We start from the raw sequence: 25,176 nt of genomic DNA, 5'->3' as shown, positions 1-25,176 counted from the left end.
ACGGGCGGATGATCGCTGCCGCGCCCCCGCCGCCCATCCCGCGCCATGACGACTACTGCATGCCACCCAGGACTTGATCGACGCTTTTGTGGATCAGCTGATCCACATGCCCCGTGGCGATTTTTTCTTCCAGGAAAATATCCACGACGGCGACATCCGCCGCCGGCATATTCCGCGACAGGCCGAACCCCACCCCCTGCTTGGCCAGGGCGGGCTCGGGGTTCAGCGTGACCGCCCAGTCCGGGTGCGCCTGGCTGAACAGCAGATTGGAGTCCGACGCATCCACCAGCACGTCCGCCCGCTTGGACGCGACGGCCAGCCGGGCTTCGTCGCTGCCCGGCAGGCGCATGATCGACGCCCGCTGAACGGCGGCGCTGATCAATTTGTCGCCGACCGTACCCGACATGACCGCAAAGGTGATGTCCGGCCGATCCAGGTCGGCGACCGACTTCATGCGGCCCCCGATCTTGCGATTGTTCTGGTTGTAGACCAGCGAGACCTGGTATTCCATCGCCGGAATGGAGAACTGCACGGCCATGGCCCGGACAGGCGTCCGGTTCAATGCCAGGGCCAGATCCCATTTCCCCGCCTGCAGCCCGGCGACGATGTTGTCCCAATTGGTGTTGACGAACTGCGGTTTGACCTTGAGCGCGTCCGCGAACTCCCGGCACAGATCGGCGAAAAAGCCGGCGTATTCCCCGGAAGCCGGATCGCGCATTACATACGGTGGGGCGACCGCCGCGCCGCAGCGCAAGACGCCGTTTTTCTGAACGGTCTGCCAATAGCTTTCGTCGCCCGCCGCCTGCGCCGCCGGGGCGGCGAGCAGGGCCAAAGACACACAAAGAGCGGACAGCGTCCGAGCGGCAGGTTTTCCTTGAATCAAGGCCATCGTTGTCTCCTGTAATGCACGTTGAACGTATCTTTAGGGAAGGCCCGGTCGATGTGTCCGGGTAGATGGATGCTATTATGTCGTCATTATGTCGACAATGTCAAACGAAAAATAAATAGTGGTACAACATCAGCATCCACAGGCCGGCCGGGCCAGGCGGCCGGGAATGTCCGGCGCGCGCCAGCTTCCCACGGCAGGCCAAGCTGCTCAACAAAGGACACGGGATGACCCCAACCACCTCCGGCACCCATACCGGCAAGAAAACCAACACGCACAGCGTTTACGAAACCCTGCGCAATGAAATCCTGACGCTCGTGCTGCGCCCCGGCCAGCACCTGGACGAAATCGGCCTGGCGGAACGCTTCGGCATGTCGCGCTCCCCCATCCGGGAGGCGCTGATCCGCCTGGCCGGCGAGCACCTGGTGGTCACCCTGCCCAACCGCAGCACGATCGTGGCGCCGATTGAAATCGAAATGTTCCCGAAATATGTCGCGGCGCTGGACATCGCGCAGCGCATCAATACCCGGTTGGCCGCCACCTGTCGCACGGACGACGACCTGACGCAGATCGAACAACGCATGCGTGACTTTGAAAGTGCCGTGCACGTCGGTGTGCATCTCGACATGTCCCAGGCCAACAAGGCGTTTCACCTGGCCATCGCCGCCGCCGGGAAAAACCCTTACTTTTATGCCTTCTACGAGCAGTTGCTGAATGAAGGACAGCGGATGCTGCACCTGCACTTCGACTATCTCGAACGCTCCAACGACGCCTACCTGCTGACCGACGAGCACGACCTGATGCTCCAGGCCATCCGCGACCGGGACGCCGACCGGGCAGAGCAGCTGGCCCACGACCACACGCGCCAGTTTCAGCAGAATTTCCTGGTTTTCCTGACGGAAAACTACACGGAAAACATGGCGCTCCAGCTGGCGGATCACCCCGCTCACGCCGGCGTGAATACCCGATATTCCGCGCCATAAAACCCTGCGCCGCGTTTTCCAGGGGCTTTTTTGGATACACTGAACCATCCTGACCCGATGCCCCCTGGATACGCACCGCATGCACCTGCAACGCAACACCCTGCACAACGAACTGCACGCCCGCCCCTCGATGTATTTCGATGCGCCCGCCCAGGTGTTCCACCTGGCGTTTCTGGACGAAGACAATGCGGCGCAAACCATCATCCGCACCCTGTGCGACCGCCACGTCGCGCTGGCGGATCCCGCCCTGCCCCAAGGGGAATTTCCGGTGGGCGAAGCCCGCCTGAAATGGGAACGGCACACGGAATTCCTGACGCTGACGCTGGTCAGCCCCGGCCCGCACGCCAGCCACTGGCCCGCGCTGCCCGGCGTCCTGGCCGAGGTCGCGGAAACCCACAGCGCCCTGCTGATCAATGCCGACCAGCTCTGCGTCGAATCCACGGCATCCTGGTCGGGCCAGCTGACGGACTACGGCTTTCACGACCCGGTGGGCTCGGACCTGGACGGCGGCAAAGCCACCGTCTGGAGCGACCTGCGCCTGAACGGCAACGGCATCAACCGCATGCTGGTGCTCAACCGCCAGCTGGACGGGCGGCGCTTGGGGCGGATCGTGCGCCGCCTGCTGGAGGTCGAGACCTATCGCCTGATGGCCTCCCTGACCTTGCCGGTGGCGCGGGCGCTGAGTGCCAATCTGCGCGACTACGAAACCGAGCTGATGGCCCTGTCGGACGACAACGCCAGCGCCCAGGCGCAGGATTTGCGCAGCCTGCTCAAGCGCATCACGCTGTTGTCGGCCCGGGTCACCCAGACCCATACCCGCACACGGCTGCGCTTCAGCGCCACCGCCGCCTACGCCCAACTGGTCACCGAGCGCATCAACGAGCTGCACGAAAGCCGCACCGGCGACTGCCAGCAGCTGGGCACGTTCATCGAGCAGCGCTTCCGGCCCACCGTCCGGTACTGTGAATCCATCGACCAGCGCCTGACCCGCATCAGCGACAGCGTGGCTCACCTGGGCAATCTTCTTCAGGCCCGGGTGCAAGTCGAAATGGAAGAACAAAACAGCCAGATCCTGCAAAGCCTGAACACCCGCGCCGACACGCAGATCAAGATCCAGAAAGCGGTGGAGGGCCTGTCCATCATCGCCATCAGCTATTATCTGTTCAGCCTGTTCAAACTGCTGTACCAGGGGATACTGACCCTGGGTCTGGAATGGTCTCCCCAAGCCGCCTTGCTGACCGGCATGCCGGTGGCCGCCGTCATCATCGGCATCATTGCCTACCGGATTCGCAACGCCCGCCGCCACTGATCTTTGTTCGCCCACTTGCCCATGCAAACCAACACCCTTCATTTCCGCAGTTTCCTGCTGCTGCTGGCCGCTGTCTCCATCGCCTTCATCAGCATCCTGCTGCCTTTCTACGGCGCGATCTTCTGGGGCTGCGTCCTGGCGGTGCTGTTCAGCCCCCTGCACCACTGGCTGCTGGTACGGCTGGGGGGGCGACGGCACAATCTGGCGGCCTTCCTGACCGTGCTGGGCATCATCCTCATGGTCATCGTGCCGCTGCTGTTCATTACCGGCGCCCTGGCCCAAGAAGCCGCCGGCCTGTACGCCCGCATCAGTTCCGGGCAGTTGAATCTGGGCAAATACTACGAACAGATGGTCTCGGCGCTGCCCGCCTCCGTGCACGCCTGGCTGAACTCCTTCGGCCTGGGCGACCTGCTGAGTATCCGCGAAAAACTGTCCGCCGGGGCGCTGCAGGCCAGCCAGTTCCTGGCCAAGCAAGCCGTCAGCGTCGGCCAGAACACCTTCCAGTTCGTCGTCGGGCTGGGGGTCATGATCTACCTGCTTTTCTTCCTGCTGCGCGATGGCCCCCGGATGGTGCCGGCCTTGAAGCGTCTGATTCCCCTGCAGGACGATCACCGCATCAAGCTGTTTCTCAAATTCACCACAGTCGTGCGGGCGACGGTCAAGGGCAATATCGTCATTGCCGCCACGCAGGGTCTGCTGGGCGGGCTGATGTTCGCCTTCCTGGGGATTCAAGGCGCGTTGTTCTGGGGGGTGCTGATGGCGTTTCTCTCGCTGCTGCCCGCCGTGGGGGCGTCGCTGATCTGGGCCCCGGTGGCAGTGTATTTTCTGGTCAGCGGCAACTACTGGGAAGGCGCCATTCTGGCCCTGTTCGGCGTGGTGGTCATCGGCTTGATCGACAATCTGCTGCGACCCATGCTGGTGGGCAAGGACACCAAGCTGCCCGATTACGTGGTGCTGATTTCCACCCTGGGCGGCCTGTCCGTCTTCGGCCTGAACGGCTTTGTGATCGGCCCGCTGTTCGCCGCCCTGTTCATGTCGTGCTGGGATTTGTTCCCCGATGCGGTTCAGATGATCCAGGACAGCCCGGCCGCCGGAACCGCCGCGCCGGAAGAAGCCAAGCTGGCGCAGGCGGCACGGAACCCCCAGCCTCCCGAACAAGCCGCCCACACATCAAATAAAAACCATGTATAATGCTTGGCTTTGGTGGGGTTTCCCACCACACTGCAGGCGCTTTGGGCAGGATATGCCGAAAAACGCCGCGAAGCCGGCTTAGCTCAGTTGGTAGAGCAGCTCATTCGTAATGAGAAGGTCGGGGGTTCGACTCCTCTAGCCGGCACCAATGATCATGCGGCTTTCCAGGCTTTTCCTGGGGCCGCATTTTCTTTGCTGGGTAAGTTTTGGGTAAAACGCTGTAGATGGACTGGAGAGACAGCACACTTCGAGGCTGGTCAGTCATCTCGGCCGGCGGTTGCGATTTCGCCAATAACAAAGATCAGACCGATAGCGCCAGCAACCGCCATAGTGGCTTTGTTGTTCATGACGATCACGGCCATTCCTGGATAAAAAGCGGACAAAACCAAACAGATGAAAGGGACGGCAGTGGATCCGTTCAGGAAATCAGTGATTGTCTTTTGTGAATTCCAGCATTTTCCCTGGAAACCATCGCAGCGGCGCCGGAAGAATCGGCGCGTTGGTCGTATCGTTGTCGAAATGACTCCCGCTAGTATCGTTGCGGCGTTGATGGAGCCGTCGGTCAGCAAGACGAGCATTACAGAATATGAACCGCCTTCAGGGCAACAGCCGCAGCGGCCGCACCAGATGCGCCAAACACGGTGTTCAGGAAAGAAGTATCAACGCCGAGAAGTCCGGCGACAGCCACACCCAGCAAGGCACCGCTCGCGATCAAGCGGGCGGCAGTCCATTTTGACGCTTTAGCCTTTCTGGTTTTCACGGCAGGTCTCCGAGTCATGGGTTTCGACTACGGATGATCGTTGGCTGACCCAGCCAAATCTATTAGAGCTTTCCCATCGTTGATGGGTTATCCACATGTCATTCTGTCGCCCTGACCTTATCCATGGCGCTCGTCCACGGGGCCCAGCATTTCATTGTCATGTTAATTTGTAACTTTGGATAAGTCAATGCCAAAGTGTGCTAGGCAATACTAGAGCGCAATGACAGACCAGGCCGCGACGGCCACTTATGGCCTGGCGGCGCGCCGTTCCAGCCATTCGAACAGCCCCATGCCCAGCAGCATGGCGGCCACGAAAACCGCTGCCTGCCAGTGCCCCGCCCCCAGATCCACCAGCGCGGGGCCGGGGCACAGGCCCGCCAGGCCCCAGCCCAGGCCGAACACCAGACTGCCCAGCACCAGGCGGCGGTCGATCCCCCGCGTCGCGGGCAAAGCCAGAGGCAGGCCCAGATAGGTGACGGTGCGCCGGCCCGCCAGGCGAAACGCCCCCAGGCCCGCCAGCACGGCGCCCCCCATGACCAGCGCCAGGGAAGGATCCCAGGCCCCGGCAATATCCAGGAAGCCGATCACCTTGACCGGATCGGCCATGCCCGACACCAGCAGGCCGATGCCAAATACCAGGCCGGCAAGAAATGCTGAAAACTTGGCCATCGCCACCTCACCCCGCCATCAAGCCAAAAACCCGGCGCGCGACATATACCGTCAACATCCCCGCGCCGATGAAGCACACCGTGGCGGCCAGGGATCGCGCCGACAGGCGCGACAAGCCGCACACCCCGTGGCCCGACGAGCAGCCGCTGCCGTAGCGGGTGCCCAGGCCGACGAGCAACCCGGCCAGCGCCAGGACACCGACACCCGCGTCCACCTGGATAGGGGCCAGCGGGCCCCACAGACGGGCCAGCCAGGGGGCCGCCAGCAGCCCGGCCAGGAAAGCCAGCCGCCAGCCGCGATCGCCCGGCCCGGCGCGCAACAGGCCGCCCAGCACGCTGCTGATGCCTGCGATGCGGCCATTGAGCAAGATGAACGCGGCGGCGGCCAGGCCGATCAGCAGCCCCCCGGCCAGCGCCGACCAGGGCGTGAAAGCAAGCCAATCAATCGTCATGCGGTGATCCTTGAGGACAGTAAATGGCGTAGAGCATTTCCAGCACCCGCAGCAGTTGCGGGTTGGCGATGCGGTAGTAAATCTGCTTGCCGCTGCGCCGCGTGGCCACGACGCCTTCTGTGCGCAAGACCCCCAGCTGCTGGGACAAGGTGGGCTGGTGGATGCCCAGCAGGGTTTCCAGCGCGCCCACGCTGGACTCGCCCTGGGACAATTGGCACAGCAGCAGCAGGCGATCCGGGTTGGCCAGCAGTTTCAGGTCGGCAACGGCAAGGGCTGCGGCGGTGCGCAGCCGGGCCGGATCCAGGGTGTCGGGTTGCATGCGTTCCAAATCAAGCAAATCAATTGAAAACCTTGACTACAATATATCAATAAATATAATATTGATCAATATATTGTTTGCTTACATACCACGCGTGCGCGACGGGATCGGCGAGGCCGAATTCGTGGCCCTGCGCCAGGCGCGGATCAGGCCTGCAGCGGGCCGGCCAGGTTGGCCGGCACCACCTGGATGACCTGGGCCGCGCTGCGGGTGGCCGCCGCCAGCGCATCCTGCGGCGGCGCCCCGCCCGCCCAGGCGTGGACAAAAGCCGAGGCAAAGGCATCTCCCGCCCCGATGGTGGAGACCACGTCCACCGGTTGCACGGGATGAAAGTGCCCCGCCCGGCCATCGAAGAACAAGGCTCCCTCGGCCCCCAGGGTCAGCAAGGCGGTCTGCCCGGGACGCCGGATCAGCTGGCGCGCCAGGTTCCGGGCGACTTCGGGCGGCGGGTCGTCCGCCGGCAGGCGGCCGTCGTCCCCCTGCACCAGGCGCACGGCCTCGTGCGCATTGACGCACAATAAATCCGCCTGCGCCCACAAATCGCGCAGCGCGTCGGGATGCGCCAATTGCCGCGCCCCGGGGGTGACCACCAGGCGAAACGGCCGGCGCAGCATGGCGGCCAGCGCGGCCTGCAGCCAGGCCTGGGATTCCAGCGACAGGCCCGTCACATAGACCACGTCGCTGCGATCCAACCCGGCAAAGCCCTGCTCGCCCACCCAGGCGCTGGCCCCACGCTGCGCATAGGCGCGCGCGGCCCCCGCATCATCCACCATGACCACCGATTTCCCGGTGGGCAGGCGATGGGTGGAGAGCACGGGCTGAATCCCGCGGGACTGCAGCAGATCGCGCAGCAGTTTGCCTTCGAGGTCGGCGCCGACGCAGGCATGGACAGCCACCTGCGCGCCTCGGGCCGCCATATTGAAGGCGGCATTGAGCGCCCCGCCTCCGGCATACAGGCCGATGTGTTCGACATCCTGCTTGGCGCCCCGCATGGGCTGGACGGTGGAAACGACAACATCGACAATGGCGGCGCCGATCGTGGTGATATGCATGACAGATCCAGAGAAGGATTCCAGGGAAGGATTCGGGATAACCCCGATAGTACAATGGAAAACCAAAAACCTTCCCCCTGTGTTTCATGACCCCCACCGCACCCCGAAAACCGGCCGGCGCCGCCCCCGGCCTGGTCATCCTGGCCCTGGCGATCGGCGCATTCGCCATCGGCACCACCGAATTCGCCACCATGAGCCTGCTGCCTTATTTTGCGCTGGAACTGGGCATCGACGCCCCCACGGCCGGGCATGTGATCAGCGCCTATGCCCTGGGGGTGGTGGTGGGCGCCCCGCTGTTGACCGTGCTGGCCGCCCGCATGGCCCGGCGCACGCTGCTGATCGCCCTGATGGGGATGTTCGCCCTGTTCAACGCCCTGTGCGCCTTCGCCCCCAACTATGAATCGCTGCTGATCCTGCGCTTCTTGAGCGGCTTGCCGCACGGGGCGTATTTCGGGATCGGCTCGCTGGTGGCCGTGTCCCTGGTGCCCTACGCGCGGCGCAACCAGGCGGTGGGCCGGATGTTCCTGGGGCTGACCGTGGCCACCATCATCGGCGTGCCTTTCGCCAACTGGCTGGGTCATGCGCTGACGTGGCGCTGGGGCTTCGGCCTGGTGGCGCTGGTCGGCCTGCTGACCATGGGACTGATCGCCCGGCTGGCCCCGTACAGCCCGCCGGCCGCCGGGGCCAGCCCCCTGCGCGAACTGAGCGCGCTCAAGCACTTGCAGGTCTGGCTGACGCTGGCCGTGGGGGCCATCGGCTTCGGCGGCCTGTTCGCCGTCTACACCTATCTGGCCGATATCCTGCTGCAGGTCACCCAGGTGTCGCCCACTGTCGTGCCGCTGGTGCTGGGGATCTTCGGGCTGGGTCTGACCATCGGCAATATCCTGGTGCCCTGGCTGGCGGATCGCGCCCTGCTGCCCACCGCCGCCGGCCTGCTGCTCTGGAGCGCCGCGATGTCGGCCTTGTTTCCGCTGGCCGCCGGGCGGCTGTGGACGATTTCCCTGTGCGTCTTCCTGATCGGCTTCGGGGGCGCTTTGGGCACGGTGCTGCAGACCCGGCTGATGGACGTGGCCCGCCACGCCCAGGGGCTGGCGGCGGCGCTGAACCATTCGGCCTTCAATTTCGCCAATGCGCTGGGGCCCCTGCTGGGCGGGATGGCGATTGCCGGGGGCCACGGCTGGACGTCCCCCGGCTGGGTGGGCGCGGGGCTGGCGCTGGGCGGGTTCGCCATCCTGATGGTGTCGATGGCGTTCGACCGCGCCCGCGCGGCGCCCGCCGTCGGCTAACCGGCCAGGGCGTCCAGATCGGCGGCGCTGTGGCGTTCGCGCAGGCAGCCTTCGTTGGTGCGGTTGACCAGGCGGCCGCGCCGCACGGCGGGCCGCCGGGCGATCTGGTCGGCCCAGCGCAGCACATGCTGGTAGTCCTGGGCCGACAGGAATTCGGCCGCGCCATACAGCTGCCCCAGCACCAGGCCGCCGTACCAGGGCCAGATCGCCATGTCGGCCACGGTGTAGTCGTTGCCCGCGACAAACGCGTGCTGCGCCAGGCGCTGATCCAGGACATCCAGCTGGCGCTTGGTTTCCATGGCGAAGCGGTCGATGGCGTATTCGATCTTGCTGGGCGCATACGCATAGAAATGACCGAAACCGCCCCCGACGTAGGGCGCGCTGCCCACCTGCCAGAACAGCCAGGACAGGCATTCGGCCCGCGCCGCACCCCCGGCGGGCACGAATGCGCCGAATTTTTCCGCCAGATACAACAGAATCGCCCCGGATTCAAACACCCGCATCGGCTCGGCCCCGCTGCGATCCACCAGGGCGGGGATCTTGGAATTGGGGTTGGCCCCCACGAACCCGCTGCCGAACTGGTCGCCTTCGCCGATCTGGATCAGCCAGGCGTCGTATTCCGCCCCGACATGGCCCGCCGCCAGGAGTTCTTCGAGCAGGATGGTGACCTTGATCCCATTGGGCGTGCCCTGCGAGTACAGCTGCAAAGGATGCCGCCCGATAGGCAGGGCCTTGTCGTGCGTGGCCCCGGACACCGGGCGGTTGATGCTGGCAAAGCGCCCGCCGCTGGGCTTTTCCCAGACCCAGACTTTGGGCGGGGTGTAGTGCGATGAATCGTTCATAGTGGATTCCAATGTCAATAATGCGGGGGGCGTTCGTCCAGCAGGCTGCGCAGACTGGATGGGCCGTCGCCCCCCTGCTGTTGGCGCAAATACAGCAGTTCACGCGCCAAAGCGTCGATTTGCCGCTGTTGGCGAAAGACCTGCTGGTTCAGTTGATCCAACAGGTCTTCGGCCTCGGTGGCCTTCAATTCAAGTTCGATCATGCGCTTTTCAAGCGCGCTTGGGGATTCCATGGGTTTGCCGGCTCCTTTGGAGAGCCATATTACCGCATGGCCACCCCACGTCCGGCCGCCGGAGCGGCCAGACCCGATACGCAGCGGCCCCGCCGGGCTAAAGCGCGCCCTGGCCTTCGGCCGCCGGGGCGGCCAGGAAATCCGCCAGAAGTCCAGCCATCACCTTGGTGGCCCCCCGCAAGTCGCTCAGTTCGACGCGCTCATCCGCCTGCTTCGCCCGCGATTCGAGCACCGTGCGCGGCCCCGCCCCGTACATGACGGTGGGGATGCCGTGTTCGGCATACAGGCGCGCATCGGCGTACAGGGGGGTGCCGACGGCGGGAATGGCCTCGCCGAACACCTGCCGGGCATGCCGCTGCAAGCTGGCCACCAGGGGCTCGTGGCCCGGCAAGGGGCGCAAAGGCCGGGCCAGCAGCAAGCGGCGGATATCCAGCGCGATGCCCGGCAAGCCCTGCACGGCGGCCTGGATGAACTGCCGCACCTGGGCTTCGACCTGCGCCGGGTCTTCCTCCGGGATCAGGCGGCGATCCATTTTCAGCTCGACGCGGCCGGGCACCACGTTGGTGTTGGTGCCGCCGTCGATCCGCCCCACAATCATCGTCGGATGGCGGATGCCGTCGATGCCGGAATGGATGTCCGCCAGGGCGTCGGCCTGGCGGTAGATTTCCGTCAGGATGCGGTTGGCCGCCCGCAAGGCGTCGTGGCCCGACCCGGGGTCGGAGCCGTGGGTGGCCTTCCCCTGGACGACAACCTCGAACTGCAGGCAGCCGTTGTGCGCCGTCACCACGGCATGGCTGAAGCTGGCGCATACGACATAATCAGGATGGGTCAAGCCCTGTGCCAGCAACCACCCCGGGCCTTTCAGGCCACCGAATTCCTCGTCGTAGGTGAAGTGGAATTCAACCGCCCCCTTCAAGGGTGCCCCACTGGCTTCCAAGGCCCGCACCGCATGCAGGTACGTGGTGAAATCGCTTTTAGAAACCGCCGATGCGCGGCCATACAGACGGCCATCCACAACGGCGCCGCCGTAGGGATCGTGCGTCCAGCCTTCGCCGGGCGGCACCACATCACCATGGGCGTTCAGGGCGATCACCGGGCCCTCGGCCGCGTACTGGCGGCGCACGATCAGGTTGGTGATGCTGCGCATGCCATAGGCCTGCATTTCGGCGTCCGGCACGGCATGGCGCTGCACGGACCAGCCCCAGCCCTGCAAGATGCCGGCCACGGCCTCGGCATGCGGGGCCGTATCGCCAGGCGGCGTATCCGTGGGGATGGCGACCAGGCGCTGCAACAGCGCCACCTGGTCTTCAAAATGCGCATCCACCCACGCATGCAGGCGGGAAATCAAGGCTGGATCGGCGGCGGCATGGCTCATTGTCGGGTTCCTGAAAGTGATTGAGAAACAGGCGCCCGCAGGCGCCTGAACGGTGCAAGCCCAAGGCAGGGGCTGCCCGGCACAGCCTGTCCGATCCGCCCGGCGGGGCCGCGCGCGGCGGCCCGCCCCAGAGGGATCAAGACCGGCGGCCAACGGCGCCCCGGTCAACGGGCAAGACGCCCCCAGATGCGCACGCGGCTGATACCGCCGTCGGGGAACATATTGACCCGGACGTGCGAGACCGGGCCGGCCGGCCGCAGGACATCGCTTTCATAGAAATGCTGCTTGTCCATCTGGGTCTTTTGTTCACCCAGCACTTCCGGCCAGAACATGGCCTGGGTCACCAGGGACTGGTCCGTGGATTCCTGAACCAAAGCGCCCTGCACCGACACCCGATCCGGGTAGTTGCCCTTGAAGTGGGCGGTGTCGATCTCGATTTTTTCGACTGTCACCGGATGGCCGAGTTCGATGATGACCCAGTCATTGCCCGGTTCGCGGCGGCGGCGGGTTTCCCAGCCATCGCCCATGTTGACCCCGCGGCCCGGGGTCAGCAAAGGCATGGGGGAGCCGAAGTGCGAGTCGTTGTATGCCACGATCCGGCCACCGCTGGCCAGCGCCGAGACCTCGTACAGGGCGTCGGGGTCTTTTTTATCCCAGTTGCAGGCGGGCTGGCCGTACACGCGCAGGCGCGCCACGCCGCCATCGGGGAAAATATTCAGCCGCAGGTGCGTCCAGACGCGGTCATCGGCGATGTCGACGAAATGGTGCGAATTTCCCTGCAAGGATTTGGCGGGCACGAGCTCGACCCATTCGGTTCCGTCGTCTGGATTGCCTTCGCAATAGGCCGCCTGCACCGAGGCCGCCGGGGGGAAATTTCCGGTGAAATGGCTGGTGTTGATATCCAGCCCCCGGATGACGCCGGGCAGGCCCAGCCGGATGATGGCGGTGTCGTTGCCGCCATTGCGCCGGCGGCGGGTTTCCCAGCCGTCCATCCATTTGCCGTGGTCGTCGAACTTGCCCACGATGAAGACGGGCTCGGCGTCCTGCAGCATGCGCGACGCGCTGGCGAAGAATTCGTCCGTGCAGGACACGACCTGGGCGCCCAGTTTTTCACTGGCCAGGTTGGGATGACGGGTGGCAAAGGCGGGCAGATCGACCGCGGGGGCGTCGATCACGGTGCCCACGGGCAGGTTTGTAGAGGCCATGGTGCGTATATTTCCAGAAAATCAGGCTTTGAAGGGATGTTCTTTGACCCAGTGGCGGGCGATGTCCGCCCGGGTCGCAATCCACACGCGGTCGTGCCGCTGGATGTGATCCAGGAAGCGTTGCAGGCCGGCAAAACGCGCCGGCCGGCCCGTCAGGCGGCAATGCAGGCCCACCGACATCATCTTGGGCGCGGTTTCTCCTTCGGCGTACAGCACATCGAAGGCATCGCGCAGGTAATGGAAGAAGTGATCGCCGGTGTTAAAGCCCTGGGGCGATGCAAAGCGCATATCGTTGGTGTCCAGGGTATAGGGCACGATCAGCTGGGGATGCGTCTTGCCCTCGCCGATATCGACTTCGGTCCAGAACGGCAGGTCGTCGCCGTAGTAGTCGGCGTCGTACAGGAACTGGCCTTCTTCGGCCACGATACGCAGGGTATTGGGGCTGTCGCGCCCGGTGTACCAGCCTTCGGGGTGGCGGCCCAGCAGTTGGGTGACGATTTCGACGCAACGCTGGAAGTGTTCGCGTTCCACGGCTTCGGGCACATTCTGGTAGTGAATCCAGCGGTAGCCGTGGCAGGCGACTTCATGGCCCAGCTCGACGAAGGCGCGCGCCACTTCCGGGTTGCGCGCCAGCGCCATGCCGACGCCAAATACCGTCAGCGGCAGGCCGCGGCGTTCGAATTCGCGCAAGATGCGCCACACGCCCGCCCGCGAACCATATTCGTAGATGGATTCCATCGACAGGTGCCGATCCGGGTAGGCCGCCGCCCCGATGATTTCGGACAGGAACTGCTCGGATCCGGCATCGCCGTGCAGCACGCAGTTTTCGCCGCCTTCTTCGTAGTTCATCACGAACTGCACAGCCACTCGGGCCTGGCCCGGCCAGTTGGCCTGCGGCACATCGCGGCCATAGCCAAGCAAATCGCGGGGGTAATTGGGGTCTTGCATGGAAGGTCTCCTGTGAAAAAGTCAGCGTGTCACGCCAAAAGCGGCCCAGGGATCGGCGGCCCGCGCATCCGAGGCCTCCATCCGCTGTTCGCAATCTTGCAAATGATGATCCATCGCGGCCTTGGCGCCCTGGGCGTCGCGCTGGCGGATGCGATCCAGGATGTCCTGGTGCTCGACATACGAGCAGGCCGTGCCTTCCGGGCTGCCGCCCAGGGCGATGATCAAGGTGGTGCGCGCGCACAGGCCGGACAGCATCTCGACCAGCACCTGGTTGTCCAGCACCCGGGCCAGCTCGACATGAAAGGCGTTGGACAGGCGCAGCCAGCTGATGCGGTCGCCCTGCTGGTAGGCCAGTTGTTCCCGACGCACCATGTCGTCCAGGGGCGCCAGGCGGGTGTCCAGGCTGTCCAGCACCACCAGTTGTTCGATGGCGATGCCTTCCAGTGCCCGGCGCATGGCGAACACGTCCCGGATTTCCTTGGCGCCCGCCTGCCAGACCCGGGCCCCCCGGTTGGGTTCGATGAGCACGATCTTGTCGTGCGCCAGTTGCGCCAGCGCCGCGCGCACCGTGCTGCGGGAACAATCGAAAATCGCGCACAGGGCGGCTTCGGTCAGTTTGGCCCCGGGCAACAGGCGGCGATCCATGGCGGCGTCGAAGATTTCGTCGTAGACGCGCTGCACTTCGGAAGGGTTGTTGGCGACTTTCGGCTGGCGCAGCGACGACGCCCGGGGAGCCTTGAGGTCGATCGATGCGGAACGTGAGGGTTTCAGCTGAAGCATGGCGCCAAAAATCAAAAGCCAGGAAATTGTTGACAATTATTGTTGATCACGCGAAAATCGTCAACACAAATTGTTGACAATAACGTCGGCACTGGCAAGCCTCGTTGCAGGCGCGTCATCCGACATAAACCTTCCTGTCCCGAAGGGCCGGCATCCACCCGCCCGACGCGCCCCGGCATCCCATGCCGGGTTGGCCAGAACCGGGGGCCCCATTGACAGGATACTGACCGGGGATCACTACCATGGGAAAACTTTCCACCCATGTCCTGGACACCGTACACGGTGTGCCGGCTCAGGGCGTCGCCCTGGAACTCTATCGCCTGGACGGCGAATCCCGCACCCTGCTGACCCAAACCGCCACCAATGCGGACGGTCGCTGTGATGCGCCCTTGCTCAGTGGCGACGCCCTGATCAAGGGCACCTACGAACTCCGCTTCCATGCCGGGGATTACTTCGCGGGCAAGGGCGTCAGCCTGCCCGAGCCACGCTTCGTGGATGTGGTGGTGCTGCGCTTCGGCGTGGCCGATCCAACGCAGAACTACCACGTGCCGCTGGTCGTGACGCCCTGGACTTGGTCCACCTATCGCGGCAGCTGAACCTTGCTGTAACCCCAGAATTCCGACTAAATACAAATAGAGGAGACCTCATCATGGAAGGTTTTTTCCTGGAATACGGCAACCTGCTGCTGCGCTGGCTGCACGTGATCGCCGCCATCGCCTGGATCGGCGAATCGTTCTACTTTGTGATGCTCGACCTCAGCCTGCACCCGCCCAAGGGCGAACACAGCAAGAAGCTGGGTGTGTTCGGCGAAATGTGGGCCGTCCACGGCGGCGGCTTCTACCATAACCAGAAATACCTGACCAACCCGGCCGAACTGCCGCCCGACCTGCACTGGTCGTTCTGGAAAGCCTATGCCACCTGGCTGTCCGGCTTCGGCATCTTCACGCTGCTGTACCTGCTGAAGGCCGACATCTACCTGGTCAACCCCAACAGCCCCTGGGAATGGGCGCGCAACATGACCGGGGTCGAAGCGGGCGTCCTGGCGGTGCTGTTCCTGGTGGTGGGATACAACCTCTATTCGCGGCTGTGCCGCATCATCAGCCCGACGGTCAACCGCGACGGCTGGCTCAGTGTGGCGGTGGCCGTGCTGCTGGTCGCCACCGCCTGGCTGACTTCGCAGATCTTCCCGGGCCGCGCCGCCTTCCTGATCACCGGCGCTCTGATGGCCACCTGCATGTCGGCCAACGTGTTCTTCTGGATCATCCCGGGCCAGCGCCGCATGGTCAAGGCCCTGAAGGCCGGCGAAAAACCCAACCCGCTGGACGGGGCCTGGGGCAAGCAGCGGTCGGTGCACAACACGTATTTCACCTTGCCGGTGATCTTCCTGATGCTCAGTAACCACTATTCGTTCACCTACTCGAACGAATACGCCTGGGTCATCATGACGCTGTTCATCGTCGCCGGCGGGGTGATACGCCAGTATTTCGTGCTGCGCCACGTCGGCAAGAACGACTTGCGTTACCCGGCGGCAGGCATTCTCACCCTGGCCCTCATCGGCTGGATTGCCGCCCCCGCTCCGACAGCCGCACCCGCGGCGGCGGCCGACGGCACGCCGGTGGCCGCGATCACCATCCAGCAGGTGCATGGCATCATCCAGGCCCGCTGCACCGAATGCCATTCGGCCAAACCCACGCAGGCCGGCTTTGCCGCCGCTCCGGCGGGCATCATGCTGGATACCGAAGCCGAAACCCTGCAACACGCCGCCCAGATCAAGGTGGTGGTGGGCAACCAGTACATGCCGCTGGCCAACCTGACGCAGATGACGGACGAGGAACGCGCCGTGATCGCCGCCTGGAACGGCCAATAAGGCTGCCCTTCGCCGCCGCCGGCGGGCGTGCCATGCCGGCGGCGGCGGCCCGGGACGATCAGCCCGGGATGCAGAGATAACCCCGGGAGACACCGTCCACATGGGCGGCGTCGCCGCTTTCGGACACCTGCACGGCCTGGTAGCCCGTTTCGCACAGACAGCCGCCGGTCACCGGATTGCCGGTAAAGCTTCCCTGCCTGTTCGCGCAGCCCCAGCGGGTGCTGAACAAATATCCGCCGCCCGACGGCCCAGCCAACGGCCGCCAGCGGCCCCCCTGGCACACCAGCAGGCCCAGCCGGCCGCCGCTGCGCCCCATCCCCCCCTCGACCGCGCAACTGGCGCCGGACGACACCCCCTTGACCAGCACCAGGCCTTCCCGCCCCTGCAGCCAGGCCCCGCTGCGCACCCAGCCCTGCACCGTGGCGGCGCCCTGGAAATCGGGATCCCGAAGATCGCGCAGCCGGAGAAAATCCGTGTGATCCAGCGGGTCGGCGGCCGGATCGCCGTCCTCGACAGCCTCATCCCCCGCCGCGCCGGCTGGCGGGGCCGGCACAGCCTGCGCCCGCAAAGCCACCGTGCCCGGGGCCCAGTCCAGCGTCGGCGGCACGACGGCCAACTGCCCCGCCCCGCGTAACTGCCCCGGGGCCTGCGGCCAGACGATCCAGCCCTCCCCTCGGGCGGCCTGCAGCCATTCGCTGATCAGGTATTCGTCCACCTGCCCCCGGGCATCCCGCAAGCCCGCGCGCGCCGCGACAAACGCCTGCAGCCGGCACGGCGCTTCGGGGCAGGCCCCGATCCGGTCGATCCGCAAGTCCAGCCGCTGGTTCAGCGGGCCGGATTCCTGCCAGCCGCCGGCCAACAACCCCAGCGCTTTCAGCTCCGTCCAGCGGGGGGCCTGCCAGTCGGCGATCCCCTGATCCGCCAGGGCGGCGGCGGTATCCGCCTGCCGGATCAGCGCCCCATGCTGCCGCAGCAGCGCCAAAGCCGCATCGCGGGCAGGCGCCATCCAGGCCGCCAGGGACTGGGCCTGCAGCGCCCGCATGCGCTGCGCCCACTCCTGGCCCGCCCAGACCAGCAGCAACACCCCCAGCAAGGCCGCGACCATGAATTCCAACAGCAGCGCGCCCCGCTGTCCGGCGGGGCCGCCCAGCGCCCGGGCGTCAGCGCACATGAAAGGCGAACTGGTTGACATCGCCCCGGCCGCAGGCGGATTCGGTCGTCAGCGCGCTATAGGGCGTCGCGCTGTCCTTCACTGTTTTGCCGGCGCCGCCGTCCCCGGTGACGACGATCTGGTCGGCCAGGCGCTGCAGCACGGAGGCGATCGAAGGGCAGGCGACATGATTGACCTGCAGCAGGCGCACGATAAACCCCGCCCCGGCATCGCTGGCCTCGACCTCGATGCGGCCCCCCTGGCCCAGGCCATGGCGCACCGCGCCATCGCCGCCCAGAGTCAGCACCGTGGAATCCGCCACCATCGACGCCAGGTTTTCCGTGCCGATGTCGGCATACGGGGCATCCCCCGAAGCACCCGCATTGACCCGGGTCTGCATGATGAAGCGCGCCAGTTCCTCGCCCACTTTGGGCACCTTGTTTTCCATGACATACCCCCCGATGGCCGGAATGCCGATGACGGCGATCAACAGCACGATGGCCGTCACAATAGACACTTCGATCAAGGAAAAGCCTTGCTGCGCCCGGTGTTTCCGCCCGGCTTCCGCCAGCGGGCCGCCCTGCCGATTGCGATGCTCATGATTCATTTCCACGCTCCTTTTGCCGTTGACCGGCCGATTGACGCCCGCCCCTATTGGCTGGCGTGAAACATCATCCAGGCCCGCCGCAATTCGTCGATGGCGGCGAAATGCCACAAGCCGATTCCCAGGACACAGGCCACGCCCGCCAGCAACACCAGCCAGCGCATGGCCTGCGCCTGCAGGCGAATCCGCGCAAACCAGACCGTCGCCATGCGGGCATGCACCGCCAGCAGGGCCGGCTGCAAACCGTGCGCCGCGTCGAGATCCTGCAGATACCAGTACAGATCCCGATCCAGCAGGCCGGTATCCAAGGCCGCTGCCCCGCTGAGGCCCTGATCCAGATTTCCCACCATGCGCCGGAGATGGGCCGCCATCCAGGGGCTGGCCCGCTGCATCAGCAGCACCAGGACGGCGCGCAACTGCGCGGCGCCCCCCGGCCCCGGCTGCAGCACAATGGCGATCAAGGCCATCAAGCGCAAAGCCTGGATTTGCCGATACAGGCGCCAGGGCCCGAACCGATCCAAAACCTGGCGTCCCGGCCCGCACGCCTTGGGCAGCAGCGCAATCGTTGCCGCCACGGCCCCCAGCGCCGCCACCGGCAACACGGCCCCCCAGGCGCCGGCCAGGCGGGCGCCGGCGAACAAGGCCCGCGCATACGGCCCGTAAAACGCCTCGGGCAGGCCCTGAAAAGCCTGTTGCAAAGACGGAATCGTCCAGACCGGAACCGCCCACACCAGGGCGCAGACCAGCAGCAGCGCCACGGCGGCGGTGCCCAGCGTGCCCCACAGCAGCCGCCGGGCCCGCAGCAGCAGGCCCAGGTGCCGGGCCAAGGACTGGAAGCAGGCCAACAACCGCGCATTGCCGTACAGCTGGGACACCTGCACCAAGGCGCGCTCATCGGCGGGAAAACAGCCGCGCCAAGTGGCCTGCAAATCGCCGCCGCTGGCCTCGCACGCCAACGACCAGGCGCGCGACAGCCGGCCACGCACCGTCCCCGGGCCATAGCGCAACGCATCCCGATCGAACAGTTCGCGCAGGGTCAAGCGCCCCTGGGACGCCGTCAGGACGGCATGCAGGTATTCGAAATAGTCCGCCCGCTGGCCGGCGAACCGCCACGCGTCCAGACGCGCGCGCCAGGCGGCCCAATGCATGCGCGCCCGGTTCATGGCCCGTCCGTCCCGGCGGCCCATGGCCCGTCCGCCCCGGCGGACAGCGGAATGCCCCGCCGGCGGCAGCGCAGCGTCAGGGTCTCGAAGGCCATGAAGCGGCTTTCGACATCCCGCGGATCGACCAGGCCGGCCGCCACCTTCTGCATGGCATGCGCGAAGGCGCTGCGCGACGGATGAGGAAGATAGTCCGTCCCCGTCGGCACGGGCTCGTCGTCCAAGCCGGGCTCCAGCAGTTCGGCGGCCACCGTGCGCCCCTGATAGCCCGCGAGTTCGGGCAGTTGGGGCAAGCGGCAATGCGCGCAGCCCGCCGGATTGCGCAGGCGCAGATCCGCCGCCGCGATTCCCCAGCCGGCCGCGATCCAGCCCAGCCACTGTGTCCACCAGGCCGCATCGTGCCGGGCCGGCGGCCGGCTTTGCAGCGCCGGCATGCTGGCAGGCTGCGCGCACCGGACGCACAGCCGCGGCAGCAGCACCTGGTAGACCAACAGCTTCAGAACCCCGGGCGTCCGCAGAAAATCACGCGGCACGCCGATGAAAGCCGACGCCAGGCGATCGACGATGGCGGACGCGGAGGGCGCATGCACCGTGGTGTACAGATTGACCCCGGATCCGGCCAGATCCATGAAGGCCAACCCGCTGTCCACATCGCGGATTTCGCCGAGCAGCACATCGCTCATGGCCGAACGCTTCAGGGTTCGCAGCTTGGCGGCATAGCGATCCCGGGCATGCTGATCCAGATCCCGGCTGATGGTGTTTTGCACGGCCCCCTCGATCCGGTATTCCACGGGTTCTTCCAGGGTGATGACCTTGCGGTGCGCCGGCAGCGCCCGGATCAGGGCCGCCAGCGTCGTCGATTTGCCGGATCCCACGGTGCCCGCCAGCACGATGGCGCCGCCCTCGGATCGCATGACCCGGTCGAAGCATGCCACCTGATCGGGCCGATAGCCCAGGCGATCCAGGCCATCCGCCTGGATTTCACGATCCCGGGACAGGAACCGCAGGCAGACGCTGGGGCCGCGTTCGGCCGCCAGGGAAGCCCAGCGCAAGGTATAGGCCCGGCCATCCACCCGGCGCTGCAGGCTGCCCTGCTGCTCCTGCAAGGGGTCGAAGACCGCGCCATTGCCTCCTTGAATATCCATCCAGGCGACCGCCAGCACCTCCATCAGCAAATCGGTCGGCATGGGGCTGAAGCGCGCCGGGGCAATGTAGCGCCCCGAAACGCTGAAGCGCACCTCGGACTGCGCGGCATCCCGGTACACATTCAGGTGCAGATCGCTGGCCCCCTGGCGCACGCCCCACTCCACCATATCCTGGAAAACCCCCGCCAGGGCGGTGGGCGTGCGATCCGCCTGAGACAGGCGCCCGCCGGCGGCGGCCCGCGGATCACGCGACAGCGCCAGCAGCAGCGCGGCGGGCAGCACATAGCGGGCCGGATCCGACAAACGATAGCCCGCCGCCTGGATGCGCCGCACCAGGGCATCCGCCTGGTCGCCGCCCACATACTCGGCGCGGGCCAGCACTGTCACCCGGCCATCCTCGCGCTCGACCGGGCAGATCCGGTCGGCCAGCGCCTGCACGTCGAACCGGCGGGCCAGGACGCGCCGCACCGGCGGCTGCAGCCGGGCCAGTTGTTCGGGCCGCTCGATCAGGCCGGCCGCCGACAGATCGAAAGGCGGCGGCGGTTCGGCCATACGCAGGACGGACGACCAGGGCTTCATGGCCGCCCCTCGCCCAGCAACATCCGCAGGCACAGCGAATGCCGATCCTCGCCGCGCTCCAGCTGCACGCAAGCCCCGTTGATGCCGCGCAACTGGTAGACTCCGGGGTCGCCGGCGTGGCCGGCCGGAAAGGCCTGCCCCCGGACATACAGATAGGCCTGCTGGCCCACCTGGACTTCGGCCATCAGCATCGCGCCCACGCCATACAGGGCCACCAGCCTGGGGGCCAGGATCGGCCGCGCCGGGGCGCCCGCGCGGGCGGCATCGCCCGGCCCCCGCGCCGGCTGGGCCGCGGCGTCCAGCGCATGCTGCAAATCCTGCTGCATCAACTGGCGGATGGACTGCGATTCCCAGTGCTCGGCGGCGGATTCGTCGGGCGCCTGGGCACGGGCCGCCCCCGGGCCGGACAGCGCCACCGCCAGGCACAGGGACAAGGCGGTGGACAGATCAATGATGCTCATACAGCGCCCCTTCCAGATGCAGCACCAGGCGGCTGGTCTTCAGGCCGGGACGGGTGCCCGGGGCATGGGTGACGGTGGCCTTGGTCCAGGACACGGCCTGCGCCAAAGGGGCCAGCAAACCGGCTGAACGCAGCGGGCCTTCGACCTTGACCAGGCGGGTGGCCAACTGCGGAAAGCCGGCCGGCCTGGGCAGAGCCTGGCCCTCGGCATCGCGCGGCGCAACCAACGGCACCGGCTGCGGACTGTGCACCCGCAAGGCGGTAAAGGCCGGCAGGACAGCCTGCAGGGCGCTGGCCCAGTCGCGCGCCACCAGGCGGGCCCGGGGCAGGGTCTCGGGATCCGCCACCTGCCCCGCCACCGCCAAATTCCAGCGGGCCTGGGCCTGATCCAAGGACGGGAAGTCCAGGCGCCAGCCCGGCGGCGCGGCCTGCAACAGGCCCCGATTGTCCGCCCGCGGATCCGTCCGCCGGTATTCGCTGCGGCATTGCCAGGCGTCCGCCGGCGCGCCCGGCTGGCAATGCAGGCTTTTCAGCACCCAGCCCGCCAGGCGTACAGGCTGCGCATGCACTGCGCGCAGCAAAGACCGGGTGCCGGCTTCGCCGTGCAACGGCTGGCGCGCCAGGGTCTGGGCCAAGGTGTGCCGCCACGCCTGGGCGGCATCCAGCGTGCCGGGCGCGGCATCGCCCGGCACGCCGTGGGCGTACCCCCACCACGCCAGCCCAAGCAGCCCGCCCCCCAGCAGCACGCGCCACAACGGGCGCCCCCGGCGCACCGTCTGCAGGCCGGCCGCAACGGCGGCCCGGCGCGCCAGCCGGGACAGCAGATCCGCATGCGCGCCCTGGGTGTCCAGCTGCTGCAGGCGCGGATAGGCCAGGCGCAGATCCGCAATGGCCTGACCGGCGAGTTCCCGCTGGGGATAGCTGCGATCGGCACGCGCCAGCACGACCCCTTCATGGCACGCCAGGACATGCCAGGTCTGTGCATCCAGGGCGACAATGCACGCCCAGGCGCCCTGGGGGTACTCTTGCGCCAGCAAATCCGCCGCCGACCAATAACCGGGCCCTTGCCTGGGCAGGCCATACGCCAGGCCCAAGGCCGCCGAGGGATTGCCGGAAAGCGCCAGGTGCGTCGCCCCTTCGCGCCTGGCCTGGGCGCAGGCCAGGCCGGGATCGCCCAGGACGGGCAGCCATTCCATGCCGAAAGCCAAGGCGCGCCGCTGCACCTCGATCAACCGTGTCGCCGCCATGATCACAACCCCTCCTCCACTTGCGCGGTAATAATGAGCAAGGTCGCCAGCCGCTGCGATTCCATGCGATCCCCGCCGCCGAACAAAGCGGGAAAGCCCGGATTCAAACGCTGCGAGGCCGATTCCGACTGCCGGCGGTCGAAGCCGGAAACCACCAGCGGTTGGCCCGGCCGCAAGGCCAGCTGCTGCACCGTCCCGTTGCCGTCTATCGTCAGCTGCTGCAGTTGCAGCGGGTGGTCGCGGTCGCCGAACGCGACGGTCTTCAAGGGCTGGGCCACCGTGTTGTCATACGCCAGCGACAGCAGGATCTGGCCATCGTCCTGGGCATCGGGCACCAGCGTCAGGAGCGAGCCGACGGTTTCCTCTTTCTGGTTGATGGAGACCGCGGGCACGGCCAGCCCGCCGGCGCCCGCCGTCGGCGTGGTTTCCACCCGGTCGATATAAGAAAAAGTGGTGCGCACCGCATGCGTGACGGGGCGGCGGTTCAGGGTCAGCATGGGCACGCTGCTGCGGCGCACCAGCCGGCCCGACTCGCCCAGGGCACGGATAATCGCTTCGCTGCCGCTCAAGGCCCCCTGCGTCACCCCCAGCCCCAAGGCCCCCGCCGTCCCGCCGGTCATGGCGGGCACCGTCAGGCCCGCCGCCATGCCGGCCCCCGAAAACACCAGATTCCAATCCAGATTGGCATAGGCCTGCTCGTTCATGGCGACCGTGAGTTCCTCGAACACGAGGCGCACCCGGCGCGTCAGCCCGCGGTTTTCCCGATCCAGATACTGCGCGATCCGATCCAGCACCTCGGGCGTATCGGTCACCACGACGCTGGCCCCCGCGCCGGCATCCGCCACCAGCAGGCCGGCCTGGGACAAAAAGGGTTCCAGGCGCGCCCGAACGGTTTTCATGACCGCCTGGTCGCCGCTGTCGAACTGCGTGCTGGATGCGCTGAGAAACCCGCCTTCGGACTGCCGCCCCGCCAGGCCCAGGGAAGCCTGGACACGCGCATCCAGGGTCAGGGCCCGCACGTTGAAAACCCGCGTATCCGTGCGAAAGAATTCAATCCGGCCCTGGGCGTAGCGCCACCGCACCCCCAGATGAGCCGCGAGGCGGTCGAGGATTTCTGGCAGGGGCGCCGGCCCGGCCGCCAATTCGAAAGCCTGCGGCGGATCGGCCTGCGCCGGCGCGGCGCGGGCCTCGGTAGCCAGGCGGGGCAAGAAATGCCAGGCGGGCAGCAAAGCATCCGGGCGCACGGACACCGGAATCCCCGTCACGGCGGAAATCCGGCGCGCGATCCGGCGCAAATCATCCGTGCCATCGGCAAAAAGCAAAGTGGTGCGCACCTGGGCCCGCAAGGCGGGCGGCAAGGAAAGCTCGCGGGCAAGCGGCTGGGCGCGGCCCGCCACCCAGGGCTTGTCGACGTCCTGGTCGGCCAGACGCCGGGCCTGGCCGGCGGCCCGCGCCGGCATGAAGCGCTCGTGTCCATCCACGACGGCATGATCGGTCTGCCGATAGTCCTGCAGGGCCTGCCGCATGCGCTCTTGCAGGGCGCAACCCGGCAAGGACAGGCCCGCCAGCGCGAGGACGGCGCAAAAGACGGCCCTCATGATGCGGCCCCCGGCTCTTGCGTCCGGTCGCAGCGCTGGGCCAACGGCACGACGCGCAAGACCCGGTTGGCATAAAAACAAGGCTGCACCGGACGATCCCCCAGCTCGGTCGCGGCCAGCAGGCTGCGCACCGCCGCCCGGAAAGGCTCGTCGAAAGCGGCCGAACCCGCCAGGGGGATATCCACATCAACGGCCCAGTGCTCGGCCTCGAAGGTCCAGCCCGCCGCGCCCGCCCAGCGCCCCAGGGCACGGCGCACATTGCCGTCGGCCGGCGTCACTTCAAACACCGGCGCGGGCGGTTTCGACGCCGCCCCGGACGGCGGGCGACGGACGCCCGAGGACGTCGGCGGGCGGCCCGGCGTGACGGCGGCCCGCCCTGCCACGGCCACCTCGGCGGACGCGACGCGCGGCGGCAAACCGGACGCGGACGCGGGCGTCGGCGCGGATACGAGCGCGGGTGCGGGCGCCGGCGCGGATAAGAGCGTGGATGCGGGCGCGGATCTGGATGCGGCGGTCGATGCGGATGCGGACGGAGATAGGGTGACGGGCACAGCGGCCGCTTCGGGCAGAACAGTGATTCCCTCGGAAGGGACGGCCGGCCCGGCGGGCGACGGTAAAGCCGGTGCGGCCCCGGCAGCGGCCCCGGCGCGATCCGCCGCCGCAAGCGGCAGGCGGCGGGCCTCCGCCTGCAACAAGCCGCCCCGCATCAACAGGTGGCCGGGGACGCCGGACACCACCAGGAAATCGCCCACGCGCCGGGCGTGCAAGAGGCGGTCGCCACCGGCCGAACGGGCGAACAGGGCCGGGACGGCCTGCCCGGCGGGATACTGCAGCCAGGTGTCCCGGCCATCATCGAAGATCTGCAAGGGCGCCGGATCGGGGTCGCCCGACAGTTGCCAATCGAAGTGATAGGTCGCCACCGCCGGCGCCCGGCCTGCAATCTGCCGCCACCAATGTTCGCCGTCGATGGCCGCGCACCCGGATATCGTCGCCGCCGCGCAGGCGGCCCATATGAATTTCACCATGCCGTTCCCCAGGAATCTCCCCGAGCAGCGGCGGCCGGAAAAAAGGCACCGG

General features: G+C 66.8%; 27 protein-coding genes and 1 tRNA gene. 7 read left to right on the top strand and 21 right to left on the bottom strand.

Annotated features, from left to right (window positions below; translation table 11 throughout):
• Window positions 1-52 precede the first annotated feature (52 nt).
• A complete protein-coding gene (locus ACMHYJ_RS06640; RefSeq protein WP_414245415.1) occupies window positions 53-889 on the bottom strand; it encodes a substrate-binding periplasmic protein in 837 nt (278 codons plus the stop codon).
• 224 nt (window positions 890-1,113) lie between these two features.
• Between ACMHYJ_RS06640 and ACMHYJ_RS06635 the strand changes: the two genes are divergently transcribed.
• The 4 genes from ACMHYJ_RS06635 to ACMHYJ_RS06620 all read left to right on the top strand — a co-directional run bounded on the left by ACMHYJ_RS06635 (window position 1,114) and on the right by ACMHYJ_RS06620 (window position 4,517).
• On the top strand, window positions 1,114-1,869 hold the full coding sequence (locus tag ACMHYJ_RS06635; RefSeq protein ID WP_414245414.1) for a GntR family transcriptional regulator: 756 nt from the start codon (window positions 1,114-1,116) through the stop codon (window positions 1,867-1,869).
• Between the two features lie 79 nt (window positions 1,870-1,948).
• The gene (locus ACMHYJ_RS06630; protein WP_414245413.1) at window positions 1,949-3,178 is read left to right on the top strand and encodes a DUF3422 domain-containing protein; all 1,230 of its coding nucleotides are present in this window, start codon (window positions 1,949-1,951) and stop codon (window positions 3,176-3,178) included.
• Between the two features lie 21 nt (window positions 3,179-3,199).
• Window positions 3,200-4,369, top strand: a complete 1,170-nt coding sequence (locus tag ACMHYJ_RS06625) for an AI-2E family transporter (RefSeq protein ID WP_414245412.1) — start codon at window positions 3,200-3,202, stop codon at window positions 4,367-4,369.
• Window positions 4,370-4,441: 72 nt separating this feature from the next.
• Window positions 4,442-4,517: transfer RNA gene (locus ACMHYJ_RS06620), tRNA-Thr, on the top strand.
• 109 nt (window positions 4,518-4,626) lie between these two features.
• Here the strand turns inward: ACMHYJ_RS06620 and ACMHYJ_RS06615 are convergent.
• The 6 genes from ACMHYJ_RS06615 to ACMHYJ_RS06590 all read right to left on the bottom strand — a co-directional run bounded on the left by ACMHYJ_RS06615 (window position 4,627) and on the right by ACMHYJ_RS06590 (window position 7,620).
• Window positions 4,627-4,947, bottom strand: a complete 321-nt coding sequence (locus tag ACMHYJ_RS06615; RefSeq protein WP_414245411.1) for a hypothetical protein — start codon at window positions 4,945-4,947, stop codon at window positions 4,627-4,629.
• Complete coding sequence (locus ACMHYJ_RS06610; protein WP_414245410.1) at window positions 4,947-5,129, bottom strand: hypothetical protein; 183 nt, start codon at window positions 5,127-5,129, stop codon at window positions 4,947-4,949. Before ACMHYJ_RS06610 ends, ACMHYJ_RS06615 begins: the two co-directional genes overlap by 1 nt.
• A 246-nt stretch (window positions 5,130-5,375) precedes the next feature.
• On the bottom strand, window positions 5,376-5,798 hold the full coding sequence (locus tag ACMHYJ_RS06605) for a DUF6691 family protein (RefSeq protein ID WP_414245409.1): 423 nt from the start codon (window positions 5,796-5,798) through the stop codon (window positions 5,376-5,378).
• A gap of 7 nt (window positions 5,799-5,805) precedes the next feature.
• Window positions 5,806-6,249: a YeeE/YedE family protein gene (locus ACMHYJ_RS06600; protein ID WP_414245408.1), complete on the bottom strand. Its 444-nt coding sequence runs from the start codon at window positions 6,247-6,249 to the stop codon at window positions 5,806-5,808.
• Complete coding sequence (locus ACMHYJ_RS06595; protein ID WP_414245407.1) at window positions 6,239-6,568, bottom strand: metalloregulator ArsR/SmtB family transcription factor; 330 nt, start codon at window positions 6,566-6,568, stop codon at window positions 6,239-6,241. The genes ACMHYJ_RS06600 and ACMHYJ_RS06595 overlap by 11 nt, the downstream gene beginning before the upstream one ends.
• 146 nt (window positions 6,569-6,714) lie before the next feature.
• Window positions 6,715-7,620: a carbohydrate kinase family protein gene (locus ACMHYJ_RS06590; RefSeq protein WP_414245406.1), complete on the bottom strand. Its 906-nt coding sequence runs from the start codon at window positions 7,618-7,620 to the stop codon at window positions 6,715-6,717.
• A gap of 86 nt (window positions 7,621-7,706) precedes the next feature.
• Here ACMHYJ_RS06590 and ACMHYJ_RS06585 point away from each other — a divergent pair, with 86 nt between their 5' ends.
• Entirely contained in the window at window positions 7,707-8,906 is a 1,200-nt protein-coding gene (locus tag ACMHYJ_RS06585) for an MFS transporter (protein ID WP_414245405.1), read from the top strand.
• On the opposite strand, the gene yghU is transcribed toward ACMHYJ_RS06585, so the two are convergent.
• From yghU to ACMHYJ_RS06555, 6 genes are all read right to left on the bottom strand, one after another.
• A complete protein-coding gene (gene yghU / locus ACMHYJ_RS06580; protein ID WP_414245404.1) occupies window positions 8,903-9,748 on the bottom strand; it encodes a glutathione-dependent disulfide-bond oxidoreductase in 846 nt (281 codons plus the stop codon). The genes ACMHYJ_RS06585 and yghU overlap by 4 nt on opposite strands.
• Before the next feature lie 14 nt (window positions 9,749-9,762).
• A complete protein-coding gene (locus ACMHYJ_RS06575; RefSeq protein WP_414245403.1) occupies window positions 9,763-9,981 on the bottom strand; it encodes a SlyX family protein in 219 nt (72 codons plus the stop codon).
• Between the two features lie 97 nt (window positions 9,982-10,078).
• Window positions 10,079-11,356: a M20/M25/M40 family metallo-hydrolase gene (locus tag ACMHYJ_RS06570; protein ID WP_414245402.1), complete on the bottom strand. Its 1,278-nt coding sequence runs from the start codon at window positions 11,354-11,356 to the stop codon at window positions 10,079-10,081.
• A gap of 164 nt (window positions 11,357-11,520) precedes the next feature.
• Complete coding sequence (gene alc, locus ACMHYJ_RS06565) at window positions 11,521-12,561, bottom strand: allantoicase (RefSeq protein ID WP_414245401.1); 1,041 nt, start codon at window positions 12,559-12,561, stop codon at window positions 11,521-11,523.
• 21 nt (window positions 12,562-12,582) lie between these two features.
• Complete coding sequence (gene puuE, locus ACMHYJ_RS06560; protein ID WP_414245400.1) at window positions 12,583-13,509, bottom strand: allantoinase PuuE; 927 nt, start codon at window positions 13,507-13,509, stop codon at window positions 12,583-12,585.
• Window positions 13,510-13,530: 21 nt separating this feature from the next.
• Window positions 13,531-14,289, bottom strand: a complete 759-nt coding sequence (locus tag ACMHYJ_RS06555; protein ID WP_414245399.1) for a GntR family transcriptional regulator — start codon at window positions 14,287-14,289, stop codon at window positions 13,531-13,533.
• 242 nt (window positions 14,290-14,531) lie between these two features.
• Between ACMHYJ_RS06555 and uraH the strand changes: the two genes are divergently transcribed.
• On the top strand, window positions 14,532-14,885 hold the full coding sequence (gene uraH / locus ACMHYJ_RS06550; RefSeq protein WP_414245398.1) for a hydroxyisourate hydrolase: 354 nt from the start codon (window positions 14,532-14,534) through the stop codon (window positions 14,883-14,885).
• Between the two features lie 53 nt (window positions 14,886-14,938).
• Window positions 14,939-16,156 (top strand): urate hydroxylase PuuD, encoded by a 1,218-nt coding sequence (locus tag ACMHYJ_RS06545; RefSeq protein WP_414245397.1) that lies wholly within the window; start codon window positions 14,939-14,941, stop codon window positions 16,154-16,156.
• Between the two features lie 58 nt (window positions 16,157-16,214).
• On the opposite strand, the gene ACMHYJ_RS06540 is transcribed toward ACMHYJ_RS06545, so the two are convergent.
• From ACMHYJ_RS06540 to ACMHYJ_RS06505, 8 genes are read right to left on the bottom strand one after another with little or no spacing between them, the layout of a single operon-like run.
• A complete protein-coding gene (locus ACMHYJ_RS06540; protein ID WP_414245396.1) occupies window positions 16,215-17,327 on the bottom strand; it encodes a hypothetical protein in 1,113 nt (370 codons plus the stop codon).
• Window positions 17,317-17,913 (bottom strand): pilin, encoded by a 597-nt coding sequence (locus tag ACMHYJ_RS06535; protein ID WP_414245395.1) that lies wholly within the window; start codon window positions 17,911-17,913, stop codon window positions 17,317-17,319. The genes ACMHYJ_RS06540 and ACMHYJ_RS06535 overlap by 11 nt, the downstream gene beginning before the upstream one ends.
• Window positions 17,914-17,957: 44 nt before the next feature.
• Window positions 17,958-19,073 carry a pilus assembly protein gene (locus tag ACMHYJ_RS06530; protein WP_414245394.1) on the bottom strand — a complete coding sequence of 372 codons (1,116 nt, stop codon included), beginning with the start codon at window positions 19,071-19,073 and terminating at the stop codon, window positions 17,958-17,960.
• Window positions 19,070-20,794 (bottom strand): ATPase, T2SS/T4P/T4SS family, encoded by a 1,725-nt coding sequence (locus ACMHYJ_RS06525; RefSeq protein WP_414245393.1) that lies wholly within the window; start codon window positions 20,792-20,794, stop codon window positions 19,070-19,072. The genes ACMHYJ_RS06530 and ACMHYJ_RS06525 overlap by 4 nt, the downstream gene beginning before the upstream one ends.
• On the bottom strand, window positions 20,791-21,255 hold the full coding sequence (locus ACMHYJ_RS06520) for a hypothetical protein (protein ID WP_414245392.1): 465 nt from the start codon (window positions 21,253-21,255) through the stop codon (window positions 20,791-20,793). Before ACMHYJ_RS06520 ends, ACMHYJ_RS06525 begins: the two co-directional genes overlap by 4 nt.
• A complete protein-coding gene (locus ACMHYJ_RS06515) occupies window positions 21,242-22,501 on the bottom strand; it encodes a hypothetical protein (protein WP_414245391.1) in 1,260 nt (419 codons plus the stop codon). The genes ACMHYJ_RS06520 and ACMHYJ_RS06515 overlap by 14 nt, the downstream gene beginning before the upstream one ends.
• A gap of 2 nt (window positions 22,502-22,503) precedes the next feature.
• Complete coding sequence (locus ACMHYJ_RS06510) at window positions 22,504-24,099, bottom strand: hypothetical protein (protein WP_414245390.1); 1,596 nt, start codon at window positions 24,097-24,099, stop codon at window positions 22,504-22,506.
• Window positions 24,096-25,124 carry a TcpQ domain-containing protein gene (locus ACMHYJ_RS06505; RefSeq protein ID WP_414245389.1) on the bottom strand — a complete coding sequence of 343 codons (1,029 nt, stop codon included), beginning with the start codon at window positions 25,122-25,124 and terminating at the stop codon, window positions 24,096-24,098. The genes ACMHYJ_RS06510 and ACMHYJ_RS06505 overlap by 4 nt, the downstream gene beginning before the upstream one ends.
• Window positions 25,125-25,176 lie beyond the last annotated feature (52 nt).

This window comes from Castellaniella hirudinis, from assembly GCF_047468865.1.
Classification (GTDB): domain Bacteria; phylum Pseudomonadota; class Gammaproteobacteria; order Burkholderiales; family Burkholderiaceae_B; genus Castellaniella; species Castellaniella hirudinis_A.
The sequence above is the reverse complement of the archived record's forward strand: the minus strand, read 5'-3'. Positions and strand labels throughout refer to the sequence as shown.

Coding starts and splice junctions, on each gene's coding strand:
- ACMHYJ_RS06640 (WP_414245415.1), bottom strand. CDS start 889: ATGGCCTTGATTCAAGGAAAACCTGCCGCTCGGACGCTGTCCGCTCTT.
- ACMHYJ_RS06635 (WP_414245414.1), top strand. CDS start 1,114: ATGACCCCAACCACCTCCGGCACCCATACCGGCAAGAAAACCAACACG.
- ACMHYJ_RS06630 (WP_414245413.1), top strand. CDS start 1,949: ATGCACCTGCAACGCAACACCCTGCACAACGAACTGCACGCCCGCCCC.
- ACMHYJ_RS06625 (WP_414245412.1), top strand. CDS start 3,200: ATGCAAACCAACACCCTTCATTTCCGCAGTTTCCTGCTGCTGCTGGCC.
- ACMHYJ_RS06615 (WP_414245411.1), bottom strand. CDS start 4,947: ATGCTCGTCTTGCTGACCGACGGCTCCATCAACGCCGCAACGATACTA.
- ACMHYJ_RS06605 (WP_414245409.1), bottom strand. CDS start 5,798: ATGGCCAAGTTTTCAGCATTTCTTGCCGGCCTGGTATTTGGCATCGGC.
- ACMHYJ_RS06600 (WP_414245408.1), bottom strand. CDS start 6,249: ATGACGATTGATTGGCTTGCTTTCACGCCCTGGTCGGCGCTGGCCGGG.
- ACMHYJ_RS06595 (WP_414245407.1), bottom strand. CDS start 6,568: ATGCAACCCGACACCCTGGATCCGGCCCGGCTGCGCACCGCCGCAGCC.
- ACMHYJ_RS06590 (WP_414245406.1), bottom strand. CDS start 7,620: ATGCATATCACCACGATCGGCGCCGCCATTGTCGATGTTGTCGTTTCC.
- ACMHYJ_RS06585 (WP_414245405.1), top strand. CDS start 7,707: ATGACCCCCACCGCACCCCGAAAACCGGCCGGCGCCGCCCCCGGCCTG.
- yghU (WP_414245404.1), bottom strand. CDS start 9,748: ATGAACGATTCATCGCACTACACCCCGCCCAAAGTCTGGGTCTGGGAA.
- ACMHYJ_RS06575 (WP_414245403.1), bottom strand. CDS start 9,981: ATGGAATCCCCAAGCGCGCTTGAAAAGCGCATGATCGAACTTGAATTG.
- ACMHYJ_RS06570 (WP_414245402.1), bottom strand. CDS start 11,356: ATGAGCCATGCCGCCGCCGATCCAGCCTTGATTTCCCGCCTGCATGCG.
- alc (WP_414245401.1), bottom strand. CDS start 12,561: ATGGCCTCTACAAACCTGCCCGTGGGCACCGTGATCGACGCCCCCGCG.
- puuE (WP_414245400.1), bottom strand. CDS start 13,509: ATGCAAGACCCCAATTACCCCCGCGATTTGCTTGGCTATGGCCGCGAT.
- ACMHYJ_RS06555 (WP_414245399.1), bottom strand. CDS start 14,289: ATGCTTCAGCTGAAACCCTCACGTTCCGCATCGATCGACCTCAAGGCT.
- uraH (WP_414245398.1), top strand. CDS start 14,532: ATGGGAAAACTTTCCACCCATGTCCTGGACACCGTACACGGTGTGCCG.
- ACMHYJ_RS06545 (WP_414245397.1), top strand. CDS start 14,939: ATGGAAGGTTTTTTCCTGGAATACGGCAACCTGCTGCTGCGCTGGCTG.
- ACMHYJ_RS06540 (WP_414245396.1), bottom strand. CDS start 17,327: ATGTGCGCTGACGCCCGGGCGCTGGGCGGCCCCGCCGGACAGCGGGGC.
- ACMHYJ_RS06535 (WP_414245395.1), bottom strand. CDS start 17,913: ATGAATCATGAGCATCGCAATCGGCAGGGCGGCCCGCTGGCGGAAGCC.
- ACMHYJ_RS06530 (WP_414245394.1), bottom strand. CDS start 19,073: ATGAACCGGGCGCGCATGCATTGGGCCGCCTGGCGCGCGCGTCTGGAC.
- ACMHYJ_RS06525 (WP_414245393.1), bottom strand. CDS start 20,794: ATGAAGCCCTGGTCGTCCGTCCTGCGTATGGCCGAACCGCCGCCGCCT.
- ACMHYJ_RS06520 (WP_414245392.1), bottom strand. CDS start 21,255: ATGAGCATCATTGATCTGTCCACCGCCTTGTCCCTGTGCCTGGCGGTG.
- ACMHYJ_RS06515 (WP_414245391.1), bottom strand. CDS start 22,501: ATGGCGGCGACACGGTTGATCGAGGTGCAGCGGCGCGCCTTGGCTTTC.
- ACMHYJ_RS06510 (WP_414245390.1), bottom strand. CDS start 24,099: ATGAGGGCCGTCTTTTGCGCCGTCCTCGCGCTGGCGGGCCTGTCCTTG.
- ACMHYJ_RS06505 (WP_414245389.1), bottom strand. CDS start 25,124: ATGGTGAAATTCATATGGGCCGCCTGCGCGGCGGCGACGATATCCGGG.